Origin of the sequence: Synechococcus sp. WH 7805 (assembly GCF_000153285.1) — a bacterium.
Lineage (GTDB): Bacteria > Cyanobacteriota > Cyanobacteriia > PCC-6307 > Cyanobiaceae > Synechococcus_C.
Genome location: NZ_CH724168.1, coordinates 1,142,478 through 1,166,957, shown reverse-complemented (window position 1 = coordinate 1,166,957; position 24,480 = coordinate 1,142,478). Strand labels below are relative to the sequence as shown.

Below are 24,480 nucleotides of genomic sequence, written 5' to 3'. Positions count from 1 at the left end.
TAACCAAATCGTGGTTGTTCTCCCAACTGCCGCGGGGGCATGTAGCTCAGTTGGATAGAGCATCAGATTCCGGTTCTGAGGGTCGGGGGTTCGAGTCCCTCCATGCTCGTGATTCGTCAGGCTCCAGCGGCGCTTGGAGCCGTAGCCCCATGGTTCGAATTCCCCCTGGATCGAGGATGTATCCATGGGTTTTGAGAGCGGCTAGGGCCTGTGGAGGGGCCGAAATCGAGATGCTGCAGCCCGGAAGATCTCTGCGCAGGACTGCGAGGGAACGGTGAACAAGCACGTCAACAAGATGGTCTTGATCCGGTCCTGGCCGTGCTGCGAGGTTCCAAAGGTTGGCATTCAGAGCCTGATCGGTCGTCGCGCGTACAAACCCAGCAAGCGCGTGATCGTTGTCCAGGATGGTCATGACCCAGAGACTGCGGCTCAGGGCAAGTGACCAGCGCTCCTCAGGATGGATCTGGTCACCGCTCGCCTGTAGCAGCGCGTTGATACTGGCTCCATCCGGGATGTGGTCAATTTTTAAGGAATAACCCTCCTTAAGGGATGGTGCTGCGGGCTGTCTGCGGAAGGGAAGCAAGGCCATTCACCCGGTGTTGCGCATGCCTGCGGCGATTCCGTTGATCGTGAGCAGGGCACCACGAAGCAGTTCGCTGCGGCTATACGTCCGACCGTCACCGTCGCTGGGAGATTCACTCATCGGTGGTTGGCGATTTTGGTCCCTCAACCGGCGCAGTAGGGCGACCTGAAGGAACCCCAACGGAACGATGGTGCGGTTGCGCAAATCCACGGAGAGCTGCAGGGCTGGATCGGCATCCAGCAATCGCTCTTGCCCTGTGATCTCCAGCACGAGGCGGTGGGTGAGGCTGTATTCCTCGGCGATGGTCTTGTAGATCCCGTCGAATGCTTCGCGGTGATCGGCACTTCCCAAGCTGGTCACGTAGTGACGGGCCAGATCCAAATCAACCTTGGAGAGGGTTATCTCCACCTTGGAAATCAGCATCCGGAAGAAAGGCCAGCGTTGATGCAATGTCCGCAGCAACGACATCTGATCGGGGTCGTTCTCAAGCTCTTCGTGGAGGGCTGTGCCGACACCAAACCAGCTTGGGAGGAGAAAGCGACTCTGGGTCCAGCCAAAGACCCAGGGAATCGCCCGCAGGCTGGAGAGATCGCGCGTCCCGGTTTTGCGCCGGGCGGGCCGGCTGGAGATCTGAAGCTTGCTGATCTCCTCGATCGGCGTGACCTGCTCGAAGAAGGCAACAAGATCTGGGTTGTCGTGCACGAGAGCGCGGTAGTGGCGACGGGAGCAGCGGGCCAGCCGCGCCATCAGATCGTTCCAGCTGGGGGTGGCATCCAGTTGGTTCGTGACCAAACTGTTTTGAACGACCGCGGTGGTCACGGTTTCGAGGTTGTAAAGAGCCAGCTCAGGAAGGCTGTATTTGGAGGCGAGGACCTCCCCCTGCTCGGTGATCTTGATGCGTCCTTGGAGCGTGCCACTGGGCTGGGCGAGAATCGCCTGATAAGCAGGTCCTCCTCCCCGACCCACTGAACCACCACGTCCGTGGAACAGCCGCAGGGCCAGACCGTTTCTTGCCGCCAGATCCTGGAGGGCAATCTGTGCTTTGTGAATCTCCCAATTGCTGGAGAGGAAACCCGAATCCTTATTGCTATCGGAGTAGCCGAGCATCAGCTCTTGCAGAGGTTGTCCCTGGCTTCCAACCCTGGGAAGCAGGTTGCGATACAAGGGGGTCTGGAACAGCTGTTCCATCACCTCGGGAGCCCTCTGTAGATCCTCCACGGTTTCGAAGAGAGGAACCACCAGCAGGTCGGCATGGCCTGCAGAAGGTTCCACAAGCCCCGCTTCCTTCGCCAGGAGAAGCACTTCCAGTAGATCCGAAACGCTGTGACTCATGGAGATCACATAGGTTCGGCAAATTCGACTTCCGAACTCATCCTGGAGGCGATGCAGCGTGCGGAAGACATCAACGGTTTCTTCCGTCGTGGATGACCATTGGACGGAGGGTGGGATCAGAGGGCGGCGGGTCTGCAGCTCTTGAAGCAGCCAGTTCACGCGTTCCTGTTCATTCAGATCCCCGTAGGCCTCGTCGGGGTTCAGGTAGCGACTCACTTCGTCCAAAGCATCGCTGTGCCGGGTGCTTTCCTGGCGGATGTCTAGGCCGGCAAGACAAAAACCAAAAATGTGCACCTGGGTGAGCAACGTGTCGAGGGGCTCGCAGGTGAGGTCAGTACTGACCAAGCTTGTTCGGATCAGTTCAAGGTCACTGCGGAACTCCGCCACGGAGCCGTAGTGAAGAGATTCGCTTTGAGGTGTTTCTGGAGTAGCGGCCACCTGTGCATCTGCAGGAGCTCTCCAGCCGGCATCCGCCAGCTGCTGATTGCGGATCTGCGTGAGACGCAGCCTCTCAAGCACAAAACTCAGCTTTAGGCGATAGGGCTCCAGTCGATAACGGGTCGCACGCTCTTCGTACACCTCAGGAAACCGCAACCGATCCATCTCCAGGGATTCAAGGAGTGGTGCACTGACCTGGCTCCACTGCATGGAGATGCTCAGCTGATCTCGAAGCCCGTGGACTGCGCTCACATAACGATCCAGCATCAGCTGGCGCTGATAGCAGGCCGTTCGCCAGGTGATGTCAGTCGTTACCGAAGGGTTTCCATCACGATCGGATCCAACCCAGGAGCCGAAGGTGCAGAAGGATGACGGCGGCAGTTGGACATCCGGGTAGCTGCAGGCCAGTGCCGAGGAGAGGCGTCGGCGCAGCTGGGGCATGGCCCCGAACAGCACCTGCTGGAAGTAGTGAAGGGCGTAATCAACCTCGTCCAGAACCGAGGGTTTGAACTGGTGCAGCTCATCGGTTCGCCACCACAGCCTGATCTCCTCCTCCAACTGAAGACGGATGGTTCCAGCTTCAACGGCGCTTGAATCGCTCTTGGTTTCCAGTTGCTGCAGCAGGCTTGCAACCCGCCTCTGCTTGTGGCGGATCGTGTGACGGACGATTTCGGTGGGATGGGCGGTGAAGACCAGGCGGATATCGAGCTCCTGCAGCAGGTTTTCCAGCTGTGCGGGGGGGACATTGAGTCTGCGTAGGCGTTCAAACAGTTCCCGGAAGGTGGCGGGCTCTGTCTGTGTTGCGAGGGGAGGCGCGAAGGGATTGATCTGTTCCGCTGTGTCCTGTGAGCGGACGATGCTTTCCAAATATCCGTCTTCCTCGATGCGCTGCTCGAGAATGTTCACCAGTTGGAAGTACAGGGAAAAAGCCCGAGCGGCCGCGATGGCTTCCGACAAGTCCATGTCCCTGATCAACGACACCAAAGCGTCACTGCTCACCGCGTTGCCGTCCGGAAGGACTGGGTCGCTGAGTTGTTTCATCCGCAGAAGGCGCTCCGCCTGTTCCGCTGGACACTCACTGCGAAGAACGGTCTGCCAGAGGTCTTCGACCAGGGCGAGTCGTTGCTGTAAGAGCTGGCCGCCCACAGGAGCCTCAGCCACCGCAACCCTGGGCTGTTCGCTCTCAGGACTTCGTGCGGAGGAGGAGGACATTGAAGACCCGCCGGGATTGGAAATCGACATAATCATCCCAAAGGGTGTTGGACTGGGGCTGAAACGGGACGTGTTTCCTCTGCTTCCATGGCCTCGATGCTCTCGATGAGCACGCTTTGGATTGTGCCTCCGGCCCTGATGCCAGCCAGCCAGCGCATGGCCTGATTCCCCTCATCAAGGATGGCGGCCAGGGGCTGAAGTCGTTCGCTTAGGTGGAGTTCCGCTGCCAGTGGCTCCACGGATTCGATCAACGTCAGCAACCAGTCTCTGCACTGCAGTGGCCGGCCGTCCTCCCAATGGTGGAGGGTGGCTTCGAGGCTCTTCTGGGCTGCGGTCCGGTCGTTGCTCAGGCTGAGTTGCTCGAGTTCGTTGAGGCTTAATGAGCTTCTGGTCATGGGGTCGTGAGTGGTGGGATCACGAAGAATCTGTTGAATCCTGAGTTCGAGCAACGTGGTGACCGCAAGAAGACAGTCTGGATCAGTGATCAGATCGCAGATGCGCAGCTCCAGACGATTGAGTTGATGAGGACGCTCTGGACCGTTGGGGCGCACGGATGTCCAGAGATGGCGCACGTTGTGCATTGTCCCTGCGGCAATCTGTTCCTCCGTCCAGTGGATGAAGTGCAGATGATCCACGAACAAGGGGACGCGAGCCGGCGTGAGAGGAAATTGCAGCCAGCGTTGGGAATGAACTCCGGTGACCTCACCATTGAGAAATGGGGAACTGGCGCTCAGGGAAAGCATGAGTGCCGCCTCGCAACGAACCAGGCGTAAGGCCTGAAAGAGCTGATCCGGATTCTCGATACCGAGGTTGATGTGAATGCTGGCTGTCACCACATCTGTGCCATAGGTGGCTTCAATCAGATCGTGGTAGGGATTCGAGGGATCGGACCGTTCAAACTGAGTTGCGTCACCCAGGCTCAGAGTGCTGCCGGGCAGCAAGGTCAGTCCCCTGGACTCAAGCCATGTCCGCAGGGTCCTACGGGGTGAGAGCAGAGCCTCCGTGAGAGGTCCATAGTCTGATTCCGGCGCTGTGACGTATTCGAGGTTGCGATGATCCGGCTCCGTGACGAAGCCTTTCAGCTCCTCTCTTGCTGTGGCGGCGATCCCGACGTTGCGACCATCGTGACGACCCGTGAACAGTTCGACCTCAAAGCCTTTGAGCAGGCGATCCCTGGTCATGTCTCGACGTCCTCGAGGCAGGCCAGTGCAGTCAGCATGCCCCGGGCTTTGTTGAGCGTTTCCTGGTATTCCGCCTCAGGTCGGGAGTCCGCGACGATGCCCGCGCCGGCCTGAACGTGCAAGGTCCAGCCTCCGTCTCGATTTGGCTGAACCACCATCGTCCGGATCGTGATGGCGGTATTCAATGCACCCGCTAGATCCACTGATCCGTACACACCGGAGTAAGGACCTCGAGAGTCGGGCTCGAGCTCGTGAATGAGCTGCATCGCCCTGATCTTGGGTGCTCCGCTCACCGTTCCCGCAGGAAAAGCCGCCATGAGCAGATCCCAGATGTCGTTCCCAGGAGCCAGTCGCCCCTCCACCTCACTGACGATGTGCATCACGTGGGAGTAACGCTCGATCACCATGAGTTCGCGGACTGACACCGATCCCGGAACGCAGACGCGGCCGAGGTCGTTGCGACCGAGGTCGACAAGCATTACGTGTTCGGCACGTTCTTTGGGATCAGCGAGCAGCTCCGCTTCCAGACTCCGATCTTCCAGTTCATTGCTTCCCCGGGGTCTTGTCCCTGCAATCGGTCGAAGTACAGCGCGGATTCCTCCTTGATCGGGTTCCGCCTTGACCATCACTTCAGGACTGGATCCGATCAGCTGCCAGTCACCGAAGTCAAAGAACGCCATATACGGCGAAGGATTCACCATGCGCAAGCTCCGGTAAAGATCCAGGGGAGCGTGGCGGACCTCCGTGCTGAGTCTTTGGCTGATCACCAGCTGAAAGGCATCTCCAGCTGCGATGTGTTCCCGGGCCTCTAAAACCGCCTTCTGGAAGTCATCCTGGGTCCGATTGCTGGTTGTCGAAGGTGTATCTCCTCGGCTGGGAGTCCAGTTGAGCGGGCGCACAGGGGGCAGTGGCTCGGCCATTGTCTGCTTGAGGGACTGAATGCGCTGGAGCGCATCCGTCCAGGCCGCCTCTGGGTCGGCGAAGGAGTTGTGCTCTCCTGAGAGGTCTGCATAGGCCACAGCAGTGATCAGGCGTTTCACCTGATCAAAAATGAGGATGCTGTCCATCAGCATCCACAGTCCCTCCGGAGGTTCATTCCCTTCGTTGTCATGCACCGGCACCGAGGGCTCGATCCAGCGGATCAGTTCATAACCCCACATTCCGTAAAGCTGGCCGAGCGGAGGCAGTCCCGCCAGGGTTGCCGGTTGATAGGGCGCCAGGCAGTCCCTCAGGCTGTTGAAAGGGTTGCCTGACAACGTCTCATGCCGCCCATCTCTCCAGGTCCGTTGCAGCTGGTTGTGCCGGGCAGAGAGTGTCCACAAGGGATTACAAGCCACCACACTCCAACGACCCAGGGTTTCGCCGCCCTCAACGGATTCGAGCAGAACTCCTGGGGGATGCCCCTCGCCCACTTTCAACCAGGTGGTGAGGGGTGTTTCCAGATCTGCAGGCCAGCTGCTGGCTACGGGTACAAATGTTGCACCAGATTCAATGGCTTCTTGAAAAGCCGTGCGGTCGGGTGTGAGCATGAACAGAGATATCGAAACCGACCGCGAGCCATCATGCCGGTCGGACTGACCGGCCGTGACGGCTCAAGCTTTTCAGATGATCAAGCGTCGAACGTATTGCGTCCGCTGAACTTGATATTCGCTGGGTTGATATTTTGACCGATACGGCGTGGATTGTGTCCCACCATGGCCCGACCTTCGTTGACCTTTTCAGGGAACACACCATCACTTGGATGGAGGTACTCAGTGTCACCACCAGGGAAAATTCGGTAGATCTTGTAATCCTCGATCCGTGGCTTGAACTTGGTTCGCAGTTGGGTGCCCAGAGCTAGGCACTGCTCCTTGCGGGCGAAATACATGATGTTTTCACCGGCGTTCATCATGGCTGCGCCACCGGTGGGAAGTTCGAAGGCCTGAGAGCTGTTGCTCGTCCAGGTGATGGCGTACTTCTCTTCTGTTTCGGCGGAGTTGAGAAGACCTCCTGTACTGCCGATGAACTGGGGAAGCTGTCCGTTCAACGCCGTTGCTGTCATGGCTGTCCTCGCGAAATCGGCATGCCTTTACGGCTGGAAAGTAGCACCGTGATTCTGCTCTGATCGCCCTTCTGGCCTGGAATCTTCACACCAGTCAACATTGCCCTGCAATCGGAAAGAACACCGTGAGTCCACGGTCTCGGTGCTGGGTCAGTCGCCCTCCCAGGCTTTCCAGCAATCGTCGGGTGGCTGTTTGGCTGAGCTGAAGGCTGCCGGTGTCCGTGTTCCAGCTGAGAACCGGTCCCAACTGTTCTTGGGGCATGGGCTCAGATGCCCGCGAGGCCATTTGTTCAGGGGTCCGCGAGATCAGTTGGAGCTTGAGACGAGCTCCTGCGGGTTGAAGCGTCAGCTGCAACTGACTTCCGGGTGGGAGGCTGCGGCTGCATCGATCCACCAGCCCCCCAAGCATTGGCTCCAGTCTGCTGGGATCACTGAGTACCAGGGGTAATCCATCGTCGACGGCCATGTCGAAGCCCACCTCTCTGCGTTGCAGCTGTTGCCTCCAGCTGGGTGATAGCAGTCGTAACATCGCCCCGAGATCAGTCCTCGCAAGCTGTGAAGGGCTATCAGGTTGCCGCTGGAGTTCCGCCGCCTGGAAGATCAGTCCGAAGCGATCAATCTGTTCGCTGCATTCAGTGTCAATCTGCTGAAGCCGTTCGGTCACCCTGTCCGGCAGGTCACGGCGGCGCAAGAGCGAGCGAATCAGGGTGCGAATCGTTGCAAGAGGTGTTCTCACTTCGTGGGCAATCGCTTCTAGGAGTGAGAGCTCTGCATCCTGGTCTCCTTGAGAAGGCTCCTTCGCGGGGATCCCCGGGGCTTCCTGCGTGGTCTGAAGCGTCACCGTGGGAGCCATCGAAGCCAGACGTTGGGACAGCTCTGGCCAGAAGTGAAGCGCAAGATCCCCGCTGCTCTGAAGAGGTCCCAACTCCTTCAGCGCCTGATGGAGAACCTCGGCCTGTGTGGGATCGTCCTGCTTGAGTCGCTTTTCGACCAGGCTCAGGATCTGACCAAGAAGGTTTGGTTCGCTGCGCATCAGCAGTCGTCGCTGACCTTCCTGTCCCTGCAGGGCAATCGCTGCCTGGAGCTTGGGGGTAATCACAAGCAGCAAAGGGTCTTGGCCGTCTTCGGCGCGCAGTGGCATCGTCTGAAACTGGCAGCTGAGGGTGGGGGCTTCCCGCACATCCGTCGGTGCGTTGATCAGGTCAGAGGGGAGCAGTGTGCTGGTCTGAAGGCCTTTGAGAAGTGTGAGGGCTTCAGGAGCCCACACCCACCCCCGATATTGCTGCAGAAGTTCGGGTGCGTAGAGGGCTGGCAGAGGAGAGGCAATCCACAATCCTCTCCGGCTGGACTGATCGATGAGCAATCGCTGTTGGAGGACTTCGAGTGCTCCCCACCAGAGGCGCCGAGCATGGGAGTCATCCGCTTGTCCTGCAGGGACCCCTTCGGCCATCAGGTGGTGGATCGATTGCAGCGGCGTAATGGTGTCAGTCAACGCACTAAGACGCGCCGAGAGCGACGTGCCACTGAAAGGCAGAGACCCAGCGCTATGAAATTGACGATCATCGCGCTGCGTCCATAACTCAGGAACGGCAAGGGGATTCCGGTGACAGGGCCAAGGCCAATGGTCATGAAGATGTTCACCACCACCTGGAACATGAGCATGGTTGCGACTCCGATCACAACCAGAGACTCGAAATCTGAGCGTGACTGTCTAGCGACCTGCAGGAGACGCCACATCAGCATCACGAAGCCGACCACCACGAGCATCGTGCCAAGAAAGCCTGTTTCCTCCCCCAGAGCGCTGAAAATGAAGTCGGTGTGCTGCTCCGGGATAAACCGCAATTTGGTCAGCTGCCCCTGGAGCAGTCCGGTTCCGAACAGTCCTCCTGACCCGATGCCCACCGTGCTCTGGAGCAAGTGGTAACCGCCACCTAATGGGTCCTTGGTGGGATCGAGAAAGAGCACCAAACGATCTCGCTGATACTCCTGTAAACCGTTCTGCCAGAGCCAGGGAGTGATCAGTGCGGAAGCTCCCTGCACCAGGGTCACAAGGGCGAGGGCCACGCGTTTCCACGGCAGCGACCGATAAGCGATCACGAGGGTCAGAGGGATCCACACTGCTAGTCCCCAAGGGAACAGGCCTGCAAGCAGAGCTGTCATCAGTGGCGAAAGCAGCAGGACAAGCCATTCGAACGGCATTCCAGACCAATAGAGCATTGTCAGCAGTAGAGCGCCGAACACCAGAGAGGTGCCCAGATCTGGCTGGATGAAGACCAGCAGCCACGGAAGCGAGATCACGGCCAGTGGCCGGAGAAAGTCCACCGGGCGCTCGACCGGGTGGCGATCGAGTACAGCAGCGAGCAGGAGGATGGCAGCGAGCTTGGCGAACTCCGATGGCTGTACATGCACGCCACCAATGCTGATCCAGCGCTGTGATCCCAAAGCGGTAATCCCGATCATGCGGACTGCAACGAGGCTGATCACCGTGACCCCGTAGATCGGTATGAGTAGAGGTCTCAACTTTGGCAGTGAAATCCTCGCCAAGAGCAGTGCAACTATCACGCCCACCCCTGCGGTGATCCAGTGTTGATACCAGTTGGCGTAATTCGCCTGGCGCTGAGTGCTGGCGATCAGTAAGCCGGCCACAGCAATCATGGCCAGAGGAACTCCCCAAAGAATCCAGTCCCGATAACGGGTCCGGCGGCGCCTGCTCACGGATTCTGAGAAGAGCGTCTTTCCGCGGTCGAGTCCGGTCAGCATGGTCAGTGGCTGGAACTCACCATCGACGACAGTCGGTGGGCCAGCTCGATGAACAGCCGGGCACTGATGGAGTCGGGCTGGGCCAGTGTGATCGGCTGGCCCTGATCGCCTCCGGCCTGCAGCTGCATCTCCATGGGGATCTCTGCCAGCAGAGGAACGTCAAAGGCATCGGCCAGAGTTTTGCCTCCGCCAGATCCGAACAGGGCATAACGCTTTTCGGGTTGATCCGGAGGGATGAACGCACTCATGTTCTCGACAACGCCCAGCACCGGGATTCCCATCTGACGGAACATGGCCAGGCCCCGACGAGCGTCTTGCAGGGCCACCTGCTGAGGGGTTGTCACGATCACGACGCCTGCCATGGGAACGGCCTGCGCGAGGGACAGCTGGGCATCACCGGTTCCTGGTGGAAGATCAACCACCAGCACATCCCGTTCTCCCCAATTCACTTGATAAAGGAATTGGCGGATGATTCCGTTGAGCATTGGACCTCGCCAGATCACCGGCTGGTTCTCTTCGATCAGCAACCCCATCGACACCATGGCTACACCACAGGTTTCGATTGGCTGCATGCACTGGTTCTCGCCGCTGCCGCGGACTTCAGGAGTGCGGTCGGCCACACCCAACATGGTGGGTGCATTGGGTCCGTAGATATCAGCATCGAGCAGACCCACCCGCAGTCCCTGACTGGCGAAGGCGCAGGCCAAATTAACGGCCACAGTGCTCTTGCCGACACCACCCTTTCCGCTGCTCACAGCGATCACATGCTTCACGCCTGGGATGGCCTGCCGTTCGGCCGCCTGGCCATGACCTGCTTGACCGATGCCGCCCTGGGATGGGGGCTGCCCCACCTCGATCTGCACATCATCAATCCCCTCGAGTTCCAGCAGGCGAGCGCGTGCGTCGTTGACGATTCGGTCGCGTTGGCCTTGGGCGAAGCCCGGCAAATTCAGACGGATGACGGCCCGAGGAGGAGACACACGAACTTGATCAAGCCAGCCAAGGTCAAGAAGAGAGCGGTCGCTACCTGCATCACGGAGGTCGCTGAGCGCCTGAGTGGCCTGTTCCGCTGAGGTCATCCGTCCCGTTCGTTGGGATGGATCCTAGGGGCGCTTCCCATAACAGTCCTTCACACCTTCTTGTCGGAGGAGGCACTGGGCTGAAATGGTCAAGAGCTCTCCATCTCTGCCAACCATGATTCGTTCCCTGTTCAAGCGTTGGAAGGGGCAGCCACCGGAGGACAGTCTGGTGTCAAGCACCTCTGAGATGCCCGGGGAACGCCCTCCAGCCGACTCGCGTGAGCGGGCGCGGGCGCTTGTAATGGCTCTTCAGGATGAGATCTGTGCTGGCCTGGAGCAGATCGATGGGTCTGGCCGCTTCAAAGAGGAGAGCTGGGAGCGGCCAGAAGGTGGTGGCGGTCGTTCCAGGGTGATGCGTGAAGGACGGATCTTTGAGCAGGGCGGGGTGAATTTCTCCGAGGTTCAGGGTGAGGAGCTCCCTCCATCCATCCTCAAACAGCGGCCTGAGGCCAAGGGGCATCCGTGGTTCGCCACTGGAACATCCATGGTTTTGCATCCCCGGAACCCCTTTGTTCCAACGGTTCATCTCAACTACCGCTATTTCGAGGCCGGTCCGGTGTGGTGGTTCGGAGGCGGTGCCGATCTCACCCCCTTCTATCCCTTCTTGGAGGATGCCCGTCACTTCCACCGCACTCATCAAGAGGCGTGCGATTCCGTGGATGATCGTCTCTATCAGGTGTTCAAGCCCTGGTGTGATGAGTACTTCTTCCTTAAGCACCGTCAGGAAACACGGGGAATCGGAGGGATTTTCTACGACTACCAGGATGGTTCCGGACGTCTTTACCGGGGACAGGATCCTGAGGGTCCTGCAGCGCGCAAGGCTTCGGAGATCGGCGCGGTGCCCTTGAGCTGGGAACAGCTTTTTGCACTGGCTGGTGCCAACGGACGGGCGTTTCTGCCTGCTTATGCGCCCATCATCGAGAGACGGAATGGGTTGTCCTATGGAGACCGTGAGCGCCAGTTCCAGCTGTATCGCCGGGGTCGATACGTGGAATTCAATCTGGTCTGGGATCGCGGCACGATCTTTGGATTGCAGACGAACGGACGCACCGAATCCATCCTGATGTCGCTTCCGCCACTGGCCCGGTGGGAGTACGCCTACCAGCCTGAGCCGGGATCCAGAGAAGCTTTGCTCACCGATCTCTTCACCCGTCCTCAGGACTGGTTCGGTGATCCTTCCCTCGAGGATCGCTGCCGCCCCCACCAAGCTGTGAACTGAGAGTGGGGGGTGGAGCATTGAGCCCCTGCTCGAGGGCCTCAATGATGCGGTGGGCCAGCGCTTCAATGACAGCGTCCTGGCTGGCTGGATCTCGCAGTCGGGCTTCGAGGTTTCCTTCCAGTTTGCCGATCTCCAGGATGCTGATCCCCCGTCTTGGTGCACCAAGCCCTCCCCGAAACTGCAGGGGGTAGCGACCGAAGTTCAAGGCCAGGCTTTCATCAATGCGGCTGGGTGCCCGTCTTAGGCTGGGAATCAGCCCGGAACCGTACCCGTCAGGGCCGTAGGCATCGAAGTGGATTTCAAGGGCATAACCACCCGCATCGTGGTGGCGGCGACCGACTGACCAGTTGGTGCGTGGGTCGTTTTCATCAAGGATCGTCAGTGCATTCGGTTCGTAACCACTGATGTTCAGAGCGCGTTCCTGCCCTTGGCGAACCACCGCGTCGCGGATCTTTCGATTCCAGAACAGCTCGTCGCGCATTCTTGGATCCATGGGTTTGGCACCGCGGCGGTCAACGGCGGCTCCCGAGGTGCCGGCTCCCTCGATGCCCTGAGAGTCGGCATGGCCTGCAAGAAGCAGGATCCCCACACCCTGGCGTTCACGGCGAAGCCCAACCCATGTCGCTTCAAGAGTGACCTGAGGCCCAGTGAGAAGGTCCCTGCCAGGCTGGCCCGGTGCATCGGCTGCAGTCGCCAGACTGAGCAGAAGCAGAAGCCCTGTGAAGCTCAGACCTGCTGGCAGCAGCAACGGCCAGGGCTTCACGATCAGATTGGAGACGAGAGCAACGCACCATCACTGGCCAGTTGCAGTGGGCCTGCTAGGGCGAGCTCAAGGGCGATCAGTTCATCGCGATGGGCTTGCAGCCGCAGGGTGCTGCCTTCCGTTGCTTCGGTTTCGACAAGACGGATTTGAAGGCCCTCCTCGCGCCGGGCTCTCCGGGTGTAGACCCATCCCGCTAAGGGGCCGAGGCTGGCGATCAACAAGGGCCACCAGCCCAGCCCAGCGTTCACTTGGCGGATCACGAGGCCCAGGCTGCCAGCTCCAACCGTGCCGAGAACGGATAACAGAAGCGCGAGCGCAGAACTGCTCTCGACGCGGCCTCGGTATTCGAGCAGGCAGCGGTCGGCATCACCCCCATGGCGATTCCATCCCCGTTGCTTGAGCCACTGATCAAGACCCTCCAGAACTTCCAGTGGTGGACGGGGTGAATGCACCTCCACAATCGTGGTTCGGTCTTTGCTGGCGGCTCGGAGGAAAAAGATCAGGCCGATCCCCAGCAGGAGGGTGAGGAGCAGGGTGGAGATCTGAGGCGAGGGCATCGGTAGCCGCCAAGGGCACTGGAGACCGTTCTAAGTGGTGATCGGCGCATGCTCGTGGAGCCAGCGCGTCCATGGCTTCATCAGTCGCTCGGCCTGATCGCGGGCGTCCTGATGCAAATGGAGCATGCGACGGGGACGGCCCCTGCTGGGACAGCGTTTTGTGTAGCAATCGAGCATCCCCTGGCGTTCTAGGAAGTCAACGGCTTGATGGAGAACCGTTTCGGAAAGACGCAGCTGGGGGTGGTCTTTTTGAAGTTGCTGAAGCAGGCCTGATGGATAGTTGTCGCTTTGCAGAAGACAGGCCAGAACCCAGCACACTGCGAGTTCAAGATCCAGAAATTGCGGAGGTGGCTGCTGGAAGTAGTGCTCGATGTCGGCTAGGCAGGCGCGTGTGGGTTTGCGATGGGAGAGCATGAGACGCTGCTGTCTCGTTTTTATCTAACTCAGTCTCATTCTGATTTTCAAGCAGTGGGAGAAAGTTCGTCTCTTCAGCGGTCAGAGTGGTGAATGTTCAGCGTGATTCGAGTGGTCAGCCATGGCTGAGATCCCCAGCGAGCCCCATGCCTTCGTTGTCCTCGACGGCGATCTGAATGAGGAGTGGTCGGAGCGTTACGCACGGTCGACAGCTCTGGCCGTGGATACCGAAGCCATGGGTCTGATTCATGGTCGCGACCGGTTGTGCCTGGTTCAGATCTGTGATGACAAGGACCAGGTGGCGTGTATCCGGATTGCCCTGGGGCAGACGGAAGCCCCCCGTCTCAAAGCGCTGATGGAAGCCACAACGATCGAGAAGGTGTTCCATTTCGCCCGGTTCGATGTCGCGGCCCTGGCCACCGGGCTGGGAATCAGGGTGAATCCTCTTTTCTGCACGAAGGTCGGCAGCCGTCTGGCCCGCACCTACACCCCGCGGCATGGACTAAAGGATCTGGTGATGGAGCTTGTGGGAGTCGAACTCGATAAACAAGCTCAAAGCAGCGATTGGGGTCGGGTTGATGAACTCACCGATGTTCAACTGGCTTATGCAGCCAACGATGCCCGTTACCTGCTCGCCGCTCGGCGGCAGTTAGAGGTCATGTTGCGCCGCGAAGGGCGCTGGGAACTGGCCCAGAGCTGCTTCCAGTGCATTCCTGTGATGTCGGATCTCGATCGCTTCCGTTTCGTGAATACCTTCGAGCACTGATCCTGGCGATTGGCTCAGTCTTCGAGCATGAAGTGCTGATCGATGGGTTGAGCCTCCAGCAATTGATCGAGTGCTTCTCCCGAGGTTGCTTCCTTCTTGGCCTGCTCAAGCAGATTGGAAGCCACCTGAAGACGGGCAGTGAGATCTTTCGCACCAGATCGCGCCGCTTCGTGTTCCACTCTTCGACGGGCTGCAGATTGGCTGATGCTGAGGCAGCTGGCCAGTTCCGCGCACAGTCTCAGATAGTTGTGATCCTGAATCGCGGCCATGGCAGGGAGGGAGGGGCAAAACTGCCTCAGAGATGCAATCAGTATCAACCTCCGGGGGCAAGCACGCGGATCAAGGCGCGGGCGATGGCTTCGCTTCCTCCAGAAGAGCCCATGCGCTGCCGCCCCCGCTGCCCGAGCTCCTGGCGTCTCTCGTGGTTCTCGAGCAGGGCTGTGAGTTGTTGAGTTAATTCGATTTCGTTTGCGCAAACCTGCACCGCACCACCGAGGAGGCGGCTCTGCCGTGAGGCGAAGCCACGGGTGAACTGCGGCCCAGGACCAGGAAGAGACAGAGCGGGTTTTCCGAGGCCGACGAGTTGCTCTGTTGCTGTCCCGGCAGTGGCGACACCCACCTCAGCCCAGGCAGCCCAGCATTCAAACCGACCGCTCCCAAGGAGCAGCAGCAATGGGCCTCGGACCCAGCACTGGTCTGCATGCAAGCTGCTGCTAGGGGGAGGGCAGCGTCTGAACCCCAATTGCTGCAGGGTATCGACCAAATCTGATTCAGAGGGTGTTGATCCGAGTGCTGCCATGACAGCGAGAGGCACCGGGCTCGGAAGGCGGATGAGGCAGGTCAACAAGCGTCGGAAGTTACGGAGGGCCTCTGGCATCCGGCTGCCGCAAAGCAGGAGAATCCGCCGGCATCGCTCGAGTGCGAGGGGAGGAGTGGTCTCCATGAGCCCATCCATCATTGGATTGCCGGGTGCCATGGCCCTGACGCCATGACGGCGTAGTCCCCGGGCTGTCAGTCGGTCACGCATCACCACGAGCCGGCATCGGCGCGTTCGCATCAAGCTCCATTCCCATGGATCCCACTCGCTTCCCTTCAATGCGTGATAACGGTCGCTGAAGCTCGAGCCTGGGCCGCTGCTCCAGGTGTAATCGCTTTTCGGAGTGCCGACAAATCCGAAGGGTCGGCGGCATGTCCAGGCCATCAGCAAAGGGAGTAAATCGCCAACGGCCAGGATTCCGGCAACAGACGTTCTCTCTTGTCTCAGGCAAATCCACTGCTTCATGCTGATCAAGGGAAGCCCTCCTAAAAGATCAGCGAGGAGACCACGCAGGCTCTGATTACTGAAGCCCCCGCTCGGCAATCGAGCCGAGGGGCCGATGCGTTGCAGCCATCCCTGATCAACAGCTTGGTTAAAACAGCGACCTTCGCCCACCAGAGGCAGTGTCTTCAACCGCCACTGTGGCTCCAGACGGTGAAGAGCCTCGAGAATGCGCAGGGCGATCAGATCCTCACCATGCCCATTGCTGATCACCAGCAATGCTTTGGATGCCTCGCTGATACGATCCCTTGATGGGGAGGAAAGGCCCCGGACGGCGGCATGGCCAAGTGGTAAGGCAGAGGATTGCAAATCCTTTATCCCCAGTTCGAATCTGGGTGCCGCCTTTGATTGCATCGCATCGACCGGAGGTTCACAGCCTGGCCTGAGCATGGAGCTGTTTTCCTGTAACCACATCGACTCTGCAGTAAATCTGCTGTGCTTCCAGCTTGCAGTGCCCTTGCCTGGAAGGCCATGCCTTGGGAATTCCTTCGGCGATGCCGTCGGCGTCAAAGGCCGCCTCTGAAACACTGGTGACGGTGCCACTCCAGTTTGTGCCAGTCAGGCGGCATCGCCCGAGATGGCAGCTGAGAGGGGAGCTCTGCCCGTTTTCGGTTTTCGCGACGAATGTGAGGCTGCGGCTCGACCCCCTCACCGGCCCGCGGCCGATGAATTGAACGCCGAGAACCATGGCCGACCGTCCAGCAATCTGAACAACGCGGCAACCCCCAGATTTACCGTCCGACAGGGTGTATCGGCAGCCGTTGCTCGTTGTTTCGAAACGACCAACAAAAGGCTCTGCATGCCCTGGCTGAACATGCAAAAGGCTGGTCATCACACCCAAGGCGATCCAGTGGCTCCGTTGTCGTCTGCTTGCCATCCCCAGCATCGGAACAGATCTCACCGCTCAGTATTCACTGTCAGCAACACACATTCCCAGGCAACGGATGCCGTTGCTGGCTGTACGGCCGCAGTGATTGCAGAGTATGGGGTCTTGATCTCCACCGCCCGCTGCCGAAGACGGTCGTTGCTCCCCATTGGCGTGAGACTTCTTCTCTGCGGGGTGGGACGTCATCGCTAGGGCCGTTCTGAGGCGATCATGGCGTGCAGTGATCCGAGGCTGTGTGACGGGAATCGGTTTCGGGACCTGGGCCTGGGGTAATCAATTGCTCTGGGGATACAACGCTGACATTGATGACTCAAGTCTGGAGACAACGTTCCAGCAAGCGGTTGCAGCAGGTCTGTGTCTGGTTGACACCGCTGATTCCTATGGAACCGGACTTCTCAACGGTCGCAGTGAAGAACTGCTGGGGGCCTTCCTGAGTGCGATGCAGCCGCAGGATCGCGCCAAGCTCACCGTGGCCACCAAACTGGCTCCTTTCCCCTGGCGACTCGGACGACGCGGGCTGGTGAAGGCATTTCTTGCCAGTCAACGGCGACTCCAAGGCTGCATGGATCGGGTCCAGTTGCACTGGAGCACAGCCCGTTATGCCCCTTGGCAAGAGCGTCCTCTTCTCGATGGTTTGGCAGACCTCGTTGAGCAGGGCGCTGTCCGTGAGATCGGCGTGTCCAATGTCGGTCCTCGTCGGCTGACTCTCTTGCATCGTCATCTCAAGGACCGTGGAATCCCGCTTACCAGCATCCAGGTTCAGTTCTCGCTGCTGGCCCCTGAGCCGCGTCAACCTGGAGGCCTCCTGGAAATCAGCAGGGATCTCGGAATTGATGTGCTTGCCTATAGCCCTCTTGCTCTCGGAGTATTAGCCAGGGGGCCAGGTTGGACTCCCCAGGGGCTGACACCGTTGCGAGGCGGTTTGTTCCGTCGCTTGTTGCCGGCCTCGGAGTCATTACGCCAGACCATGGTTTCGATCGCCGAAGCCCGAGGGGTGACTCAGGTGCAGGTGGCTCTTAACTGGTGCCGATCCCATGGCGCTTGTCCGATCCCTGGATTGAGACGACCCAACCAGGTGATCGATGCTCATCAGGCTCTGATGTGGTCGCTGTCAGCCGATGAGAGAACGCGTTTGGACCAGAGCAGCGCCGAAGTGACCGTGAGGATGCCTGAGAATCCGTTTCAAAGTGCCTGATCGGTTGGTTCAGGGTCCGGGCTCACCACCACCGGCAAGGATGCGTTCGAGGAAGGCAAGGACACCACTTTGAGATCGGGTTTGGTGGGAGCAACCTGGGACTCAACCGATTGTTCGCAGGCAGAGAGGGCTTCCTGCAACAGCGAGTCAAATGTGGCGCCAGGCAGGCGGTGCCTGGCGATCTCTAGGAACGTGCGCGGGAGCGACTCGGCTGCTGCGCTCCGGATAGCTGGATTGTCTCGCCGTTGCTGTTGCTCGTCCTCGATGGCCCTCAGAAACCGATGGGTAACGTCCCGCTTCGTACAGGCTTTGATCAGAGTGTCCCTGTCTCCCTGAAGGGATTCGAGCTCAGCGATCCGTCGCTCCAGGCTGACCAATACTTCGGAGGCTTCCTTGCTGATATTTGCTAACTGACCATCAGAGAGAAATGGCATGTCAGCAACAAAGACTTTCCCGTGGTCTTTTAAGGCCAGAAAGGTCGGTCTTGGCCCTCCCTGCCGGTGCACTGTCTGTCTGTCATGACTAGTTAGAACGGGGCGACGCGGGGGTGTAGGTCCTGCCGAAGAACGTCGCCGAGTTGTGCGCTGAGGCCTTTCAAAGGGCATGGTTACTTAGACGTATTTGACGTCGCGTTGATCGGCTGAAGCTCGATCTGTATCTCCTGACAATAACGAGAGAACCGGGCTTGGTGCTTCACATCACACTGGATGTGACAACGGGTCCCGCTGTGTTCATCAGGCCGGTAGTCCGACCACTGGCGCGTCCTGTGGCCCACTGGCTGGGATCACTTGGCCGATCACCCAGCTCTCAAATCCGCTGTTTTCGCAAAGGGTTCGGGCACCAGTCACATCCGTTTCCGGCAGGACGAGGCAATACCCGATCCCCAGGTTGAAGGTGTGCCAGAGATCCCGCTCTTGAAGCTCCCCATGGGTTTGCAACCAAGTGAAGAGATCTGGACGTGGCCAGCTGTTTTGGTCAACGCTGGCTTTGAGTCCATCCGGTAAACAGCGGGGCAGGTTTTCAGGGATTCCGCCTCCTGTGATGTGAGCCATGGCGTGAATGGGAGTGCCCGCCGCCAGGAGAGTCCTGACAAGGGATCCGTAAAGATGCGTGGGTTTCAGCAGCGCATCGATCACGCGGTTCTGCTCTGGGCCGATACGGGCGTCGGCTCTTTCATTGCAGCGCTCCAAGATTTTGCGAACCAGGCTGAAGCCGTTGCTGTGAACACCGCTACTGGCAATTCCCAGGATGGAATCACCGGCTTTCACGCGGCGGCCGTCAATCAGGTTGTCCTCCTCCACCACGGCAACACAAAATCCTGCTAGGTCGTAACGGCCTGGTGGGTAGAAGCCCGGCATCTCCGCCGTTTCTCCACCTAGCAAGGCACATCCGCTTTGACGGCAGCCGTCGGCAATGCCCTCCACGACTTCAGCCATGGCGTCGGGACTCAAAGCCCCCGTGGCCATGTAGTCGAGAAAGAACAGCGGTTCGGCTCCGCTGGTGATCACGTCGTTGACACACATGGCAACGAGATCAAGTCCCACGTTGTGGTGGCTGTTGTGCTCCTGAGCGAGCTCCAGCTTGGTGCCAACTCCGTCCGTCCCAGACACGAGGAGTGGCTTGCGCAGGCCCTCGGGTAACCGAATCAGGCCGCCAAAGCCGCCGAGCCCGCCTACGACCTCAGGGCGATGGGTGGCCTCCACGCTGGTTCGGATCCGGTCCACAAAGGCCCTGCCGGCTTCCACGTCAACACCGGCGGATCGGTAGTCCATCAGTTAACAGGGAACTGATGTGATCCTCCCTCTTCGAGGGGCGGACGGAGACGCCAATGGCTGTGCCGATTGGGTTGTTGGCCTGGCTGCGATCAGTTTTGCTTGTGTGATTCATAGCCCTGGTTGATCGTTCTGGCCTGCGGCTGGCCCCGCTAAGGCCTGCAACGGCAAGGGATGAGCTGCTCCATCGCAATGACTCTCCTCTGAAATGCCATGAACGGTAAGGAGATCCAAAGGGTGGATCTCTATACGGTTTCGTCTGAGATTTCGTTGACCACTGGTTTCGAGCGATTCAGTGTTTCTCTCTTCAGCAGCCTGTTTCTCTCATTCCAGCGTTTTCCCCTTATGCAAAGGCATAAAACACTGACAACGCTCATCACTGTTGTTTCAGCGTCAGGCGTCGCTCTTTACCCGGTGATTGCCAGGGATCTTGATGAATTCGATTTCATTGACCCGCTCGACCTTGTTCTTCCTGTTGAGGAAGCCACTGCTGTTGAACCGTCCACAGGCAGCGTTGAGCTGGAGACCTCCATTGCCGAGCCTGTTGCTCCTGAACCGGTTGCTCCTCCCGAACCGCTCAAGCCAGTGGGACCTGTTGTTGTCTCCACGCACTCCGGTGAAGCCAGCTGGTACGGGCCTGGGTTCTACGGAAATCGCACAGCCAGTGGAGAAGTCTTCCGCCCTGGCACCATGACGGCGGCCCACCGCTCACTTCCATTCGGAACCAAGGTGCGAGTGACCAATCTCTGGAACGGCCGGAAAGCTGTGGTGCGCATCAACGACCGTGGACCATTCGTCGGCCATCGTGTGATCGATTTGGGCCATGGTGCGGCTAAGCAGCTTGGGCTGACGTCAAGCGGTGTGGCCCAGGTGAAGCTCGAGGTGCTGCGCTGAGTCTCCAGATCCTCAGGACGGCTTCGGAGTTTCGCTCCTGGCGTGAGGCCTGCCAGGGTCCTATTGCCTTTGTTCCCACCATGGGGGGGCTTCACCAGGGGCATGCCCGTTTAATCAGCGCGGCGGTGAGGGCCGAATCTTCGACTGGTTCTGTCCTGGTCAGCACCTTTGTGAATCCATTGCAGTTCGGAGTGGATGAAGACTTCGATCGCTATCCACGCACCTTTGAGGAAGACTGCGCGCTCACTGATCAAGCGGGAGCCTCAGCTCTGTGGTGTCCGGATGAGAGACAGGTATATCCACACGGCAGCGGTGAGGGATGGCGGCTCCAGGCGCCTGCAAGCCTGACAGCCCATCTCTGTGGGCCCTGGCGCTCCGGCCACTTTGATGGTGTGGTCACTGTCGTGATGCGCTTGCTGGGGTTGGTGCGTCCCAGTCAACTTTGGTTGGGCGAAAAGGATTGGCAGCAACTCACGATCCTGCGGCATCTCGTCAAAGACTTCGGCTTGTCCGTGAAGGTGAGGGGGTGTCCCACCGTTAGGGAGTCCGATGGGTTGGCGGCCAGTTCCCGCAACCGTTATCTGAGCGATGCGGAGCGAACCGTGGCTTCTGCATTCAGCTCGGCACTGAGCTCAGCTGCTCGTGATTTATCCCGAGGAGCAGTTGATGAGGCCTCGAGACATGCCGCTCTGCACCAGCAACTCAGGAGGGCGGGTCTTGAGGTGGAATATGTAGAGACCGTGGATCCCGTCACGCTTCAACCTGCTCCGCCCGGTCGCTCGATTCGACTGCTGGCTGCGGCGGTCCGCTGTGGCGCAACCCGCCTGATTGATCACGTTTTCATCATGACCCGTTCGCCCATCGTCGCCATCGACGGCCCTGCCGGCGCTGGCAAAAGCACGGTGACCCGTGCGTTCGCAGAACGGATGGGACTTCTCTATCTCGACACCGGAGCCATGTATCGAGCCGTCACCTGGTGGGTGCAGAAGAACGGCGCCGATCCCAGCAGTGCCCCAGCGGTGGAGGCTTTGCTCGACGGGCTGGAGGTGGATCTGTCACCTCTGCGGGATGGTGTGCAGACCGTTCGAGTGAATGGTCGTGACATCACCGAGGCGATCCGCGATCCCGAGGTCACCGGCTCGGTGTCGCTGGTGGCTGCGCATCCCTGTGTCCGTGCTTTGCTCACGCAGCAGCAGCAACGGCTTGGGGTGCGTGGTGGGCTTGTGGCTGAAGGGCGCGACATCGGCACCGCCGTCTTCCCCGATGCTGATGTGAAAGTGTTTCTGACCGCGACCCCTGAAGAACGAGCTCGGCGACGGGCCAAGGATCTTGAGGCGAGAGGTCATGCCGTGCCCGAGCTCTCTGAGCTGGAAGCGCAGATCGTGGAGCGGGACCGTTTGGACAGCACCCGTGAGGTGGCTCCCTTGGTTCAGGCTGACGATGCCACCGAATTGATCACCGATGGGATGTCGATCGAAGCCGTGATTGATGCGCTCGAGGATTTGTTTCGCTTCCGGGTTGCTGAGGAGGTCTGGCCTACGCCGGAGGGCTGAGCTCCTCGAGCAAAGCCTCACAGGCATCCTCGAGAAGATCGAGCACATGCTCAAATCCTGCCTCGCCTCCGTAATACGGGTCTGGAACCTCGGCTTCGCTGTAGCGGCGGCCGTAGCTGAGCATCGGTTGAATGCGTGCCGTGGCCCTTGCGCCGGCTTCCCGTGCCAGACCGTTCACGGCATTGAGGTTGTTCTGATCCATCGTCAGCACCAGATCGAACGTTTCAAGATCGTTCAGATCGATCTGTCGTGCTCGGCTGGGCAGCTGAATGCCGCGGCGATTGGCCGCGGCCTGCATGCGTCGGTCGGCAGGATTTCCCACATGCCAGCTGCCGGTACCCGCTGAATCGACAAGGAAGTGATCCTCGAGACCACGCGTTTGGAGGAGGTGGAGAAACACGCCTTCGGCCGCTGGTGAGCGGCAGATGTTGCCGAGACAAACGAAGAGGAGCTTCTGGGTCATGCCGCCTGCAAACGCTGCAGAGCCAGTCTTGCTCTTCGTCTCACCACGTCCACCGATTCACCAGGATCCGCTCGTTGTTGAAGCGCGGTGGACACCCGTTCGAACTCACCAGAACCTTTGTTCAATTGTTTCGCCCTTTGTTCCAATGCAAAAACAACCGCATAGCGAACGATCCATTCTTCGTCGCAAGCGGCCCTGATCAGAGCCTGAAGGCAGCGCTCTAGTTGCAATGCCCTCGCCGTGGGGTCTTGATCGAGAACCAGTTCTCCGAGCCCTCGAGCTGCTCCGCGACGCACACTTGGGCCGATGTCGTTGCTGAGAGCTCGTTCCAGTAGTGCCAATCCGCGCACATCATGCAAACGCGCCAAAACCTGCATCGCCCAGGCACGGGCGCCGTAGTTCCTGGGGTCCATTCCCTTCAGAATCAGGTCGACGGCAGGCGTACCAATCCGTACAAGTCCATCAACGGCAAGAGCTGCGGCGACTGGATTGTTGTAGCTCAACACCTCCATCAGGCATGGAGCGGCATCAGGGTGCCCACTTGAGGCCAACTGGCTTGTGGATCGGATGAGTTCTTCGGGTGAGTCAGCCTCACGGACCGCGTCGATCCAATGGTTCAGTTGCGTCATCGCCATGCATGGGCTGGGTCAGAGCAAGTCATCCATGGCCTCCAAGAAGGTTCGATCTTCACCCGGCGGACATTGCTCAGTGAGTTCCCGCAAGGCAACCAGCTTCAAATTGGCTTCGACGCGTGCGTTGGCGATGGATTCAGCAGCGGGACGCCAGCCTGCTGCTGCGAGATCAAGAAGACTGGCTCGTCTCACACCGATCGACTTGTTTTGGAGCAGTTCGAGCAAGGCGTCAGCCCAGATCGGTTCCCGTGTGATCTGGAGCAAGGCCCGGTTCGCTGCACAACGAACCAAGATTTTGTCGTGGGTGGTGAACGGTTTCAGCTCGGCGCAAACCGAGGGGTCTTGACTACCGAGCATGCCGATGGCTTCCAGCACCGCCTCGTAAGGGGTGGTTGGGCTCTGAGACGCCAGCAGACGTCTTAATCCCGGCAGTGCGGCCTCAACTCTCAGTTCACCGAGCGTCCGAGCGGTGCACTCAACAAGACCGGTGTCACCTGATTCGAGGGTTGCGAGCAATTCATTGATGCAGGGTTGGGCATCGTCTCCGAGTTTGGCCATGGCCCGAACAGCATTACGAGCGATGGCGATCGGTGTGATCGTTGCCTCTGAATTCCCAGGAGTGCAACGCTCTTGCAAGGCTTCCAGAAGTAAGGGCACTGTTCTTGGGTGTCGGCTGCGTTGGCGTCCAAGCCACCAAGCTGCGTAGTAACGACCTGATGGATCGTTGCGGTCGGCCATGCGTCGGATGGCCTCTGACTCATTGATGGGTTCGCCATCCACCGGCGACGAATCCCTTTGTGAGCTTGAGGTCATGGGGGCCTGGAGAAGCAAAAAAAATCTCCATCCTGAAATCAGGATGGAGAGATGAGCAAGGAGCGAGTGGTCGGTCTGACGCCGATCGGGGCTCAAACGAGAGCGTTGATGGCGTAGTTGATGTAGTTGTTGGCTTCACCAGCTGCATCACCACTCAGGCCATGATTGGCCTTGATGTAGTTGAGAGCTTCCACGTACCAGGAAGGGGAGAGCTCGAAGGTGCGGTTGATCTCGTCGAGACCGGCCAGCAGGTAGTCGTCCATGGGACCGGTGCCACCTGCCACGAGGCAGTAGGTGACCATACGCAGGTAGTAGCCGATGTCCCGGGAGCACTTGGCTTTGCCTTCAGGCGTTGCCGAATAGTTCGGTCCCTGCATCTGGGTGGTGTAGGGGAACTTGGTGTAAACGGCTTGTGCAGCACCGTTCACCAGGGTGTCAGCCTTGGCGGTCAGGGCCTTGGCAGCCTGCAGGGAGGCACTCGCACGGTTGAAGCGCCCGAAAGCACCCTGGATTTCCGTATTGCTGAGGAAACGTCCTTGGGAATCTGCTGCGGATACAGCTTCGGTGAGGGGAGTTTTCATGGATCCGAGGAAGATGATTGTGACGGTC

The 24,480-nt window shown here is 59.3% G+C and carries 25 protein-coding genes and 2 tRNA genes; 7 read left to right on the top strand and 20 right to left on the bottom strand.

Annotated elements, in window-relative coordinates; all coding sequences use genetic code 11:
- Positions 1-35: 35 nt before the first annotated feature.
- Positions 36-109 (top strand) — tRNA-Arg (locus tag WH7805_RS06310).
- Positions 110-589: 480 nt separating this feature from the next.
- Here WH7805_RS06310 and ppc read toward each other — a convergent pair.
- From ppc to WH7805_RS06275, 7 genes are all read right to left on the bottom strand, one after another.
- Entirely contained in the window at positions 590-3,565 is a 2,976-nt protein-coding gene (gene ppc, locus WH7805_RS06305) for a phosphoenolpyruvate carboxylase (RefSeq protein WP_006042183.1), read from the bottom strand.
- A gap of 32 nt (positions 3,566-3,597) precedes the next feature.
- Positions 3,598-4,746 carry a glutamate--cysteine ligase gene (gene gshA, locus WH7805_RS06300; protein WP_006042182.1) on the bottom strand — a complete coding sequence of 383 codons (1,149 nt, stop codon included), beginning with the start codon at positions 4,744-4,746 and terminating at the stop codon, positions 3,598-3,600.
- The gene (locus WH7805_RS06295) at positions 4,743-6,275 is read right to left on the bottom strand and encodes an anthranilate synthase component I (protein WP_006042181.1); all 1,533 of its coding nucleotides are present in this window, start codon (positions 6,273-6,275) and stop codon (positions 4,743-4,745) included. The genes gshA and WH7805_RS06295 overlap by 4 nt, the downstream gene beginning before the upstream one ends.
- Before the next feature lie 80 nt (positions 6,276-6,355).
- Complete coding sequence (locus WH7805_RS06290) at positions 6,356-6,787, bottom strand: photosystem I reaction center subunit II PsaD (protein WP_006042180.1); 432 nt, start codon at positions 6,785-6,787, stop codon at positions 6,356-6,358.
- Between the two features lie 94 nt (positions 6,788-6,881).
- Positions 6,882-8,237 carry a sensor histidine kinase KdpD gene (locus WH7805_RS06285; RefSeq protein WP_006042179.1) on the bottom strand — a complete coding sequence of 452 codons (1,356 nt, stop codon included), beginning with the start codon at positions 8,235-8,237 and terminating at the stop codon, positions 6,882-6,884.
- A 38-nt stretch (positions 8,238-8,275) separates the two neighbouring features.
- Complete coding sequence (gene rodA / locus WH7805_RS06280) at positions 8,276-9,547, bottom strand: rod shape-determining protein RodA (RefSeq protein WP_006042178.1); 1,272 nt, start codon at positions 9,545-9,547, stop codon at positions 8,276-8,278.
- 2 nt (positions 9,548-9,549) lie between these two features.
- A complete protein-coding gene (locus tag WH7805_RS06275) occupies positions 9,550-10,626 on the bottom strand; it encodes an Mrp/NBP35 family ATP-binding protein (RefSeq protein ID WP_006042177.1) in 1,077 nt (358 codons plus the stop codon).
- A 115-nt stretch (positions 10,627-10,741) separates the two neighbouring features.
- On the opposite strand from WH7805_RS06275, the gene hemF reads away from it, so the two are divergent.
- Positions 10,742-11,845, top strand: a complete 1,104-nt coding sequence (gene hemF, locus WH7805_RS06270) for an oxygen-dependent coproporphyrinogen oxidase (protein WP_006042176.1) — start codon at positions 10,742-10,744, stop codon at positions 11,843-11,845.
- On the opposite strand, the gene WH7805_RS06265 is transcribed toward hemF, so the two are convergent.
- The 3 genes from WH7805_RS06265 to WH7805_RS06255 are packed head-to-tail and all read right to left on the bottom strand — an operon-like array spanning position 11,772 to position 13,579.
- Positions 11,772-12,608 carry an N-acetylmuramoyl-L-alanine amidase gene (locus WH7805_RS06265; protein ID WP_232198971.1) on the bottom strand — a complete coding sequence of 279 codons (837 nt, stop codon included), beginning with the start codon at positions 12,606-12,608 and terminating at the stop codon, positions 11,772-11,774. The genes hemF and WH7805_RS06265 overlap by 74 nt on opposite strands.
- 2 nt (positions 12,609-12,610) lie before the next feature.
- On the bottom strand, positions 12,611-13,165 hold the full coding sequence (locus WH7805_RS06260; RefSeq protein WP_006042174.1) for a cofactor assembly of complex C subunit B: 555 nt from the start codon (positions 13,163-13,165) through the stop codon (positions 12,611-12,613).
- A 30-nt stretch (positions 13,166-13,195) separates the two neighbouring features.
- Complete coding sequence (locus WH7805_RS06255) at positions 13,196-13,579, bottom strand: helix-turn-helix transcriptional regulator (protein WP_006042173.1); 384 nt, start codon at positions 13,577-13,579, stop codon at positions 13,196-13,198.
- Positions 13,580-13,700: 121 nt separating this feature from the next.
- Here WH7805_RS06255 and WH7805_RS06250 point away from each other — a divergent pair, with 121 nt between their 5' ends.
- A complete protein-coding gene (locus WH7805_RS06250) occupies positions 13,701-14,345 on the top strand; it encodes a ribonuclease D (RefSeq protein ID WP_006042172.1) in 645 nt (214 codons plus the stop codon).
- Positions 14,346-14,359: 14 nt separating this feature from the next.
- Here the strand turns inward: WH7805_RS06250 and WH7805_RS06245 are convergent, their stop codons facing one another.
- On the bottom strand, positions 14,360-14,614 hold the full coding sequence (locus tag WH7805_RS06245) for a hypothetical protein (protein WP_006042171.1): 255 nt from the start codon (positions 14,612-14,614) through the stop codon (positions 14,360-14,362).
- A 44-nt stretch (positions 14,615-14,658) separates the two neighbouring features.
- On the bottom strand, positions 14,659-15,882 hold the full coding sequence (locus WH7805_RS06240) for a lipid-A-disaccharide synthase-related protein (protein ID WP_038005144.1): 1,224 nt from the start codon (positions 15,880-15,882) through the stop codon (positions 14,659-14,661).
- A gap of 54 nt (positions 15,883-15,936) precedes the next feature.
- On the opposite strand from WH7805_RS06240, the gene WH7805_RS06235 reads away from it, so the two are divergent.
- Positions 15,937-16,007, top strand: a tRNA-Cys gene (locus WH7805_RS06235).
- A gap of 26 nt (positions 16,008-16,033) precedes the next feature.
- Here WH7805_RS06235 and WH7805_RS06230 read toward each other — a convergent pair.
- A complete protein-coding gene (locus WH7805_RS06230) occupies positions 16,034-16,540 on the bottom strand; it encodes a hypothetical protein (RefSeq protein WP_156783633.1) in 507 nt (168 codons plus the stop codon).
- Positions 16,541-16,560: 20 nt separating this feature from the next.
- A complete protein-coding gene (locus tag WH7805_RS14710; protein WP_232199057.1) occupies positions 16,561-16,698 on the bottom strand; it encodes a hypothetical protein in 138 nt (45 codons plus the stop codon).
- Positions 16,699-16,784: 86 nt separating this feature from the next.
- Here WH7805_RS14710 and WH7805_RS06225 point away from each other — a divergent pair, with 86 nt between their 5' ends.
- Positions 16,785-17,744: an aldo/keto reductase gene (locus tag WH7805_RS06225; protein ID WP_006042167.1), complete on the top strand. Its 960-nt coding sequence runs from the start codon at positions 16,785-16,787 to the stop codon at positions 17,742-17,744.
- Here WH7805_RS06225 and WH7805_RS06220 read toward each other — a convergent pair.
- Entirely contained in the window at positions 17,732-18,349 is a 618-nt protein-coding gene (locus WH7805_RS06220) for a hypothetical protein (protein WP_038004491.1), read from the bottom strand. The genes WH7805_RS06225 and WH7805_RS06220 overlap by 13 nt on opposite strands.
- Positions 18,350-18,478: 129 nt before the next feature.
- The gene (gene purM / locus WH7805_RS06215; protein WP_006042165.1) at positions 18,479-19,516 is read right to left on the bottom strand and encodes a phosphoribosylformylglycinamidine cyclo-ligase; all 1,038 of its coding nucleotides are present in this window, start codon (positions 19,514-19,516) and stop codon (positions 18,479-18,481) included.
- A gap of 345 nt (positions 19,517-19,861) precedes the next feature.
- On the opposite strand from purM, the gene WH7805_RS06210 reads away from it, so the two are divergent.
- Both WH7805_RS06210 and WH7805_RS06205 read left to right on the top strand, forming a co-directional pair.
- The gene (locus tag WH7805_RS06210) at positions 19,862-20,410 is read left to right on the top strand and encodes a septal ring lytic transglycosylase RlpA family protein (RefSeq protein WP_038005142.1); all 549 of its coding nucleotides are present in this window, start codon (positions 19,862-19,864) and stop codon (positions 20,408-20,410) included.
- Between the two features lie 62 nt (positions 20,411-20,472).
- A complete protein-coding gene (locus WH7805_RS06205; protein ID WP_232199038.1) occupies positions 20,473-21,963 on the top strand; it encodes a bifunctional pantoate--beta-alanine ligase/(d)CMP kinase in 1,491 nt (496 codons plus the stop codon).
- On the opposite strand, the gene WH7805_RS06200 is transcribed toward WH7805_RS06205, so the two are convergent.
- The 4 genes from WH7805_RS06200 to cpcA all read right to left on the bottom strand — a co-directional run bounded on the left by WH7805_RS06200 (position 21,947) and on the right by cpcA (position 24,452).
- Entirely contained in the window at positions 21,947-22,426 is a 480-nt protein-coding gene (locus tag WH7805_RS06200; RefSeq protein WP_006042162.1) for a low molecular weight protein-tyrosine-phosphatase, read from the bottom strand. The genes WH7805_RS06205 and WH7805_RS06200 overlap by 17 nt on opposite strands.
- The gene (locus tag WH7805_RS06195; protein ID WP_232198970.1) at positions 22,423-23,055 is read right to left on the bottom strand and encodes a HEAT repeat domain-containing protein; all 633 of its coding nucleotides are present in this window, start codon (positions 23,053-23,055) and stop codon (positions 22,423-22,425) included. The genes WH7805_RS06200 and WH7805_RS06195 overlap by 4 nt, the downstream gene beginning before the upstream one ends.
- Positions 23,056-23,073: 18 nt before the next feature.
- On the bottom strand, positions 23,074-23,871 hold the full coding sequence (locus WH7805_RS06190; protein ID WP_038005141.1) for a HEAT repeat domain-containing protein: 798 nt from the start codon (positions 23,869-23,871) through the stop codon (positions 23,074-23,076).
- 92 nt (positions 23,872-23,963) lie between these two features.
- A complete protein-coding gene (gene cpcA / locus WH7805_RS06185) occupies positions 23,964-24,452 on the bottom strand; it encodes a phycocyanin subunit alpha (protein WP_006042159.1) in 489 nt (162 codons plus the stop codon).
- Positions 24,453-24,480: the final 28 nt, after the last annotated feature.

Coding starts and splice junctions, on each gene's coding strand:
- gshA (WP_006042182.1), bottom strand. CDS start 4,746: ATGACCAGGGATCGCCTGCTCAAAGGCTTTGAGGTCGAACTGTTCACG.
- cpcA (WP_006042159.1), bottom strand. CDS start 24,452: ATGAAAACTCCCCTCACCGAAGCTGTATCCGCAGCAGATTCCCAAGGA.
- purM (WP_006042165.1), bottom strand. CDS start 19,516: ATGGACTACCGATCCGCCGGTGTTGACGTGGAAGCCGGCAGGGCCTTT.
- WH7805_RS06195 (WP_232198970.1), bottom strand. CDS start 23,055: ATGACGCAACTGAACCATTGGATCGACGCGGTCCGTGAGGCTGACTCA.
- ppc (WP_006042183.1), bottom strand. CDS start 3,565: ATGTCCTCCTCCTCCGCACGAAGTCCTGAGAGCGAACAGCCCAGGGTT.
- WH7805_RS06290 (WP_006042180.1), bottom strand. CDS start 6,787: ATGACAGCAACGGCGTTGAACGGACAGCTTCCCCAGTTCATCGGCAGT.
- WH7805_RS06295 (WP_006042181.1), bottom strand. CDS start 6,275: ATGCTCACACCCGACCGCACGGCTTTTCAAGAAGCCATTGAATCTGGT.
- WH7805_RS06285 (WP_006042179.1), bottom strand. CDS start 8,237: ATGGCCGAAGGGGTCCCTGCAGGACAAGCGGATGACTCCCATGCTCGG.
- WH7805_RS06245 (WP_006042171.1), bottom strand. CDS start 14,614: ATGGCCGCGATTCAGGATCACAACTATCTGAGACTGTGCGCGGAACTG.
- WH7805_RS06255 (WP_006042173.1), bottom strand. CDS start 13,579: ATGCTCTCCCATCGCAAACCCACACGCGCCTGCCTAGCCGACATCGAG.
- WH7805_RS14710 (WP_232199057.1), bottom strand. CDS start 16,698: ATGGGGAGCAACGACCGTCTTCGGCAGCGGGCGGTGGAGATCAAGACC.
- WH7805_RS06275 (WP_006042177.1), bottom strand. CDS start 10,626: ATGACCTCAGCGGAACAGGCCACTCAGGCGCTCAGCGACCTCCGTGAT.
- WH7805_RS06190 (WP_038005141.1), bottom strand. CDS start 23,871: ATGACCTCAAGCTCACAAAGGGATTCGTCGCCGGTGGATGGCGAACCC.
- WH7805_RS06260 (WP_006042174.1), bottom strand. CDS start 13,165: ATGCCCTCGCCTCAGATCTCCACCCTGCTCCTCACCCTCCTGCTGGGG.
- WH7805_RS06230 (WP_156783633.1), bottom strand. CDS start 16,540: ATGGCAAGCAGACGACAACGGAGCCACTGGATCGCCTTGGGTGTGATG.
- WH7805_RS06250 (WP_006042172.1), top strand. CDS start 13,701: ATGGCTGAGATCCCCAGCGAGCCCCATGCCTTCGTTGTCCTCGACGGC.
- WH7805_RS06200 (WP_006042162.1), bottom strand. CDS start 22,426: ATGACCCAGAAGCTCCTCTTCGTTTGTCTCGGCAACATCTGCCGCTCA.
- WH7805_RS06210 (WP_038005142.1), top strand. CDS start 19,862: ATGCAAAGGCATAAAACACTGACAACGCTCATCACTGTTGTTTCAGCG.
- rodA (WP_006042178.1), bottom strand. CDS start 9,547: ATGCTGACCGGACTCGACCGCGGAAAGACGCTCTTCTCAGAATCCGTG.
- WH7805_RS06220 (WP_038004491.1), bottom strand. CDS start 18,349: ATGCCCTTTGAAAGGCCTCAGCGCACAACTCGGCGACGTTCTTCGGCA.
- hemF (WP_006042176.1), top strand. CDS start 10,742: ATGATTCGTTCCCTGTTCAAGCGTTGGAAGGGGCAGCCACCGGAGGAC.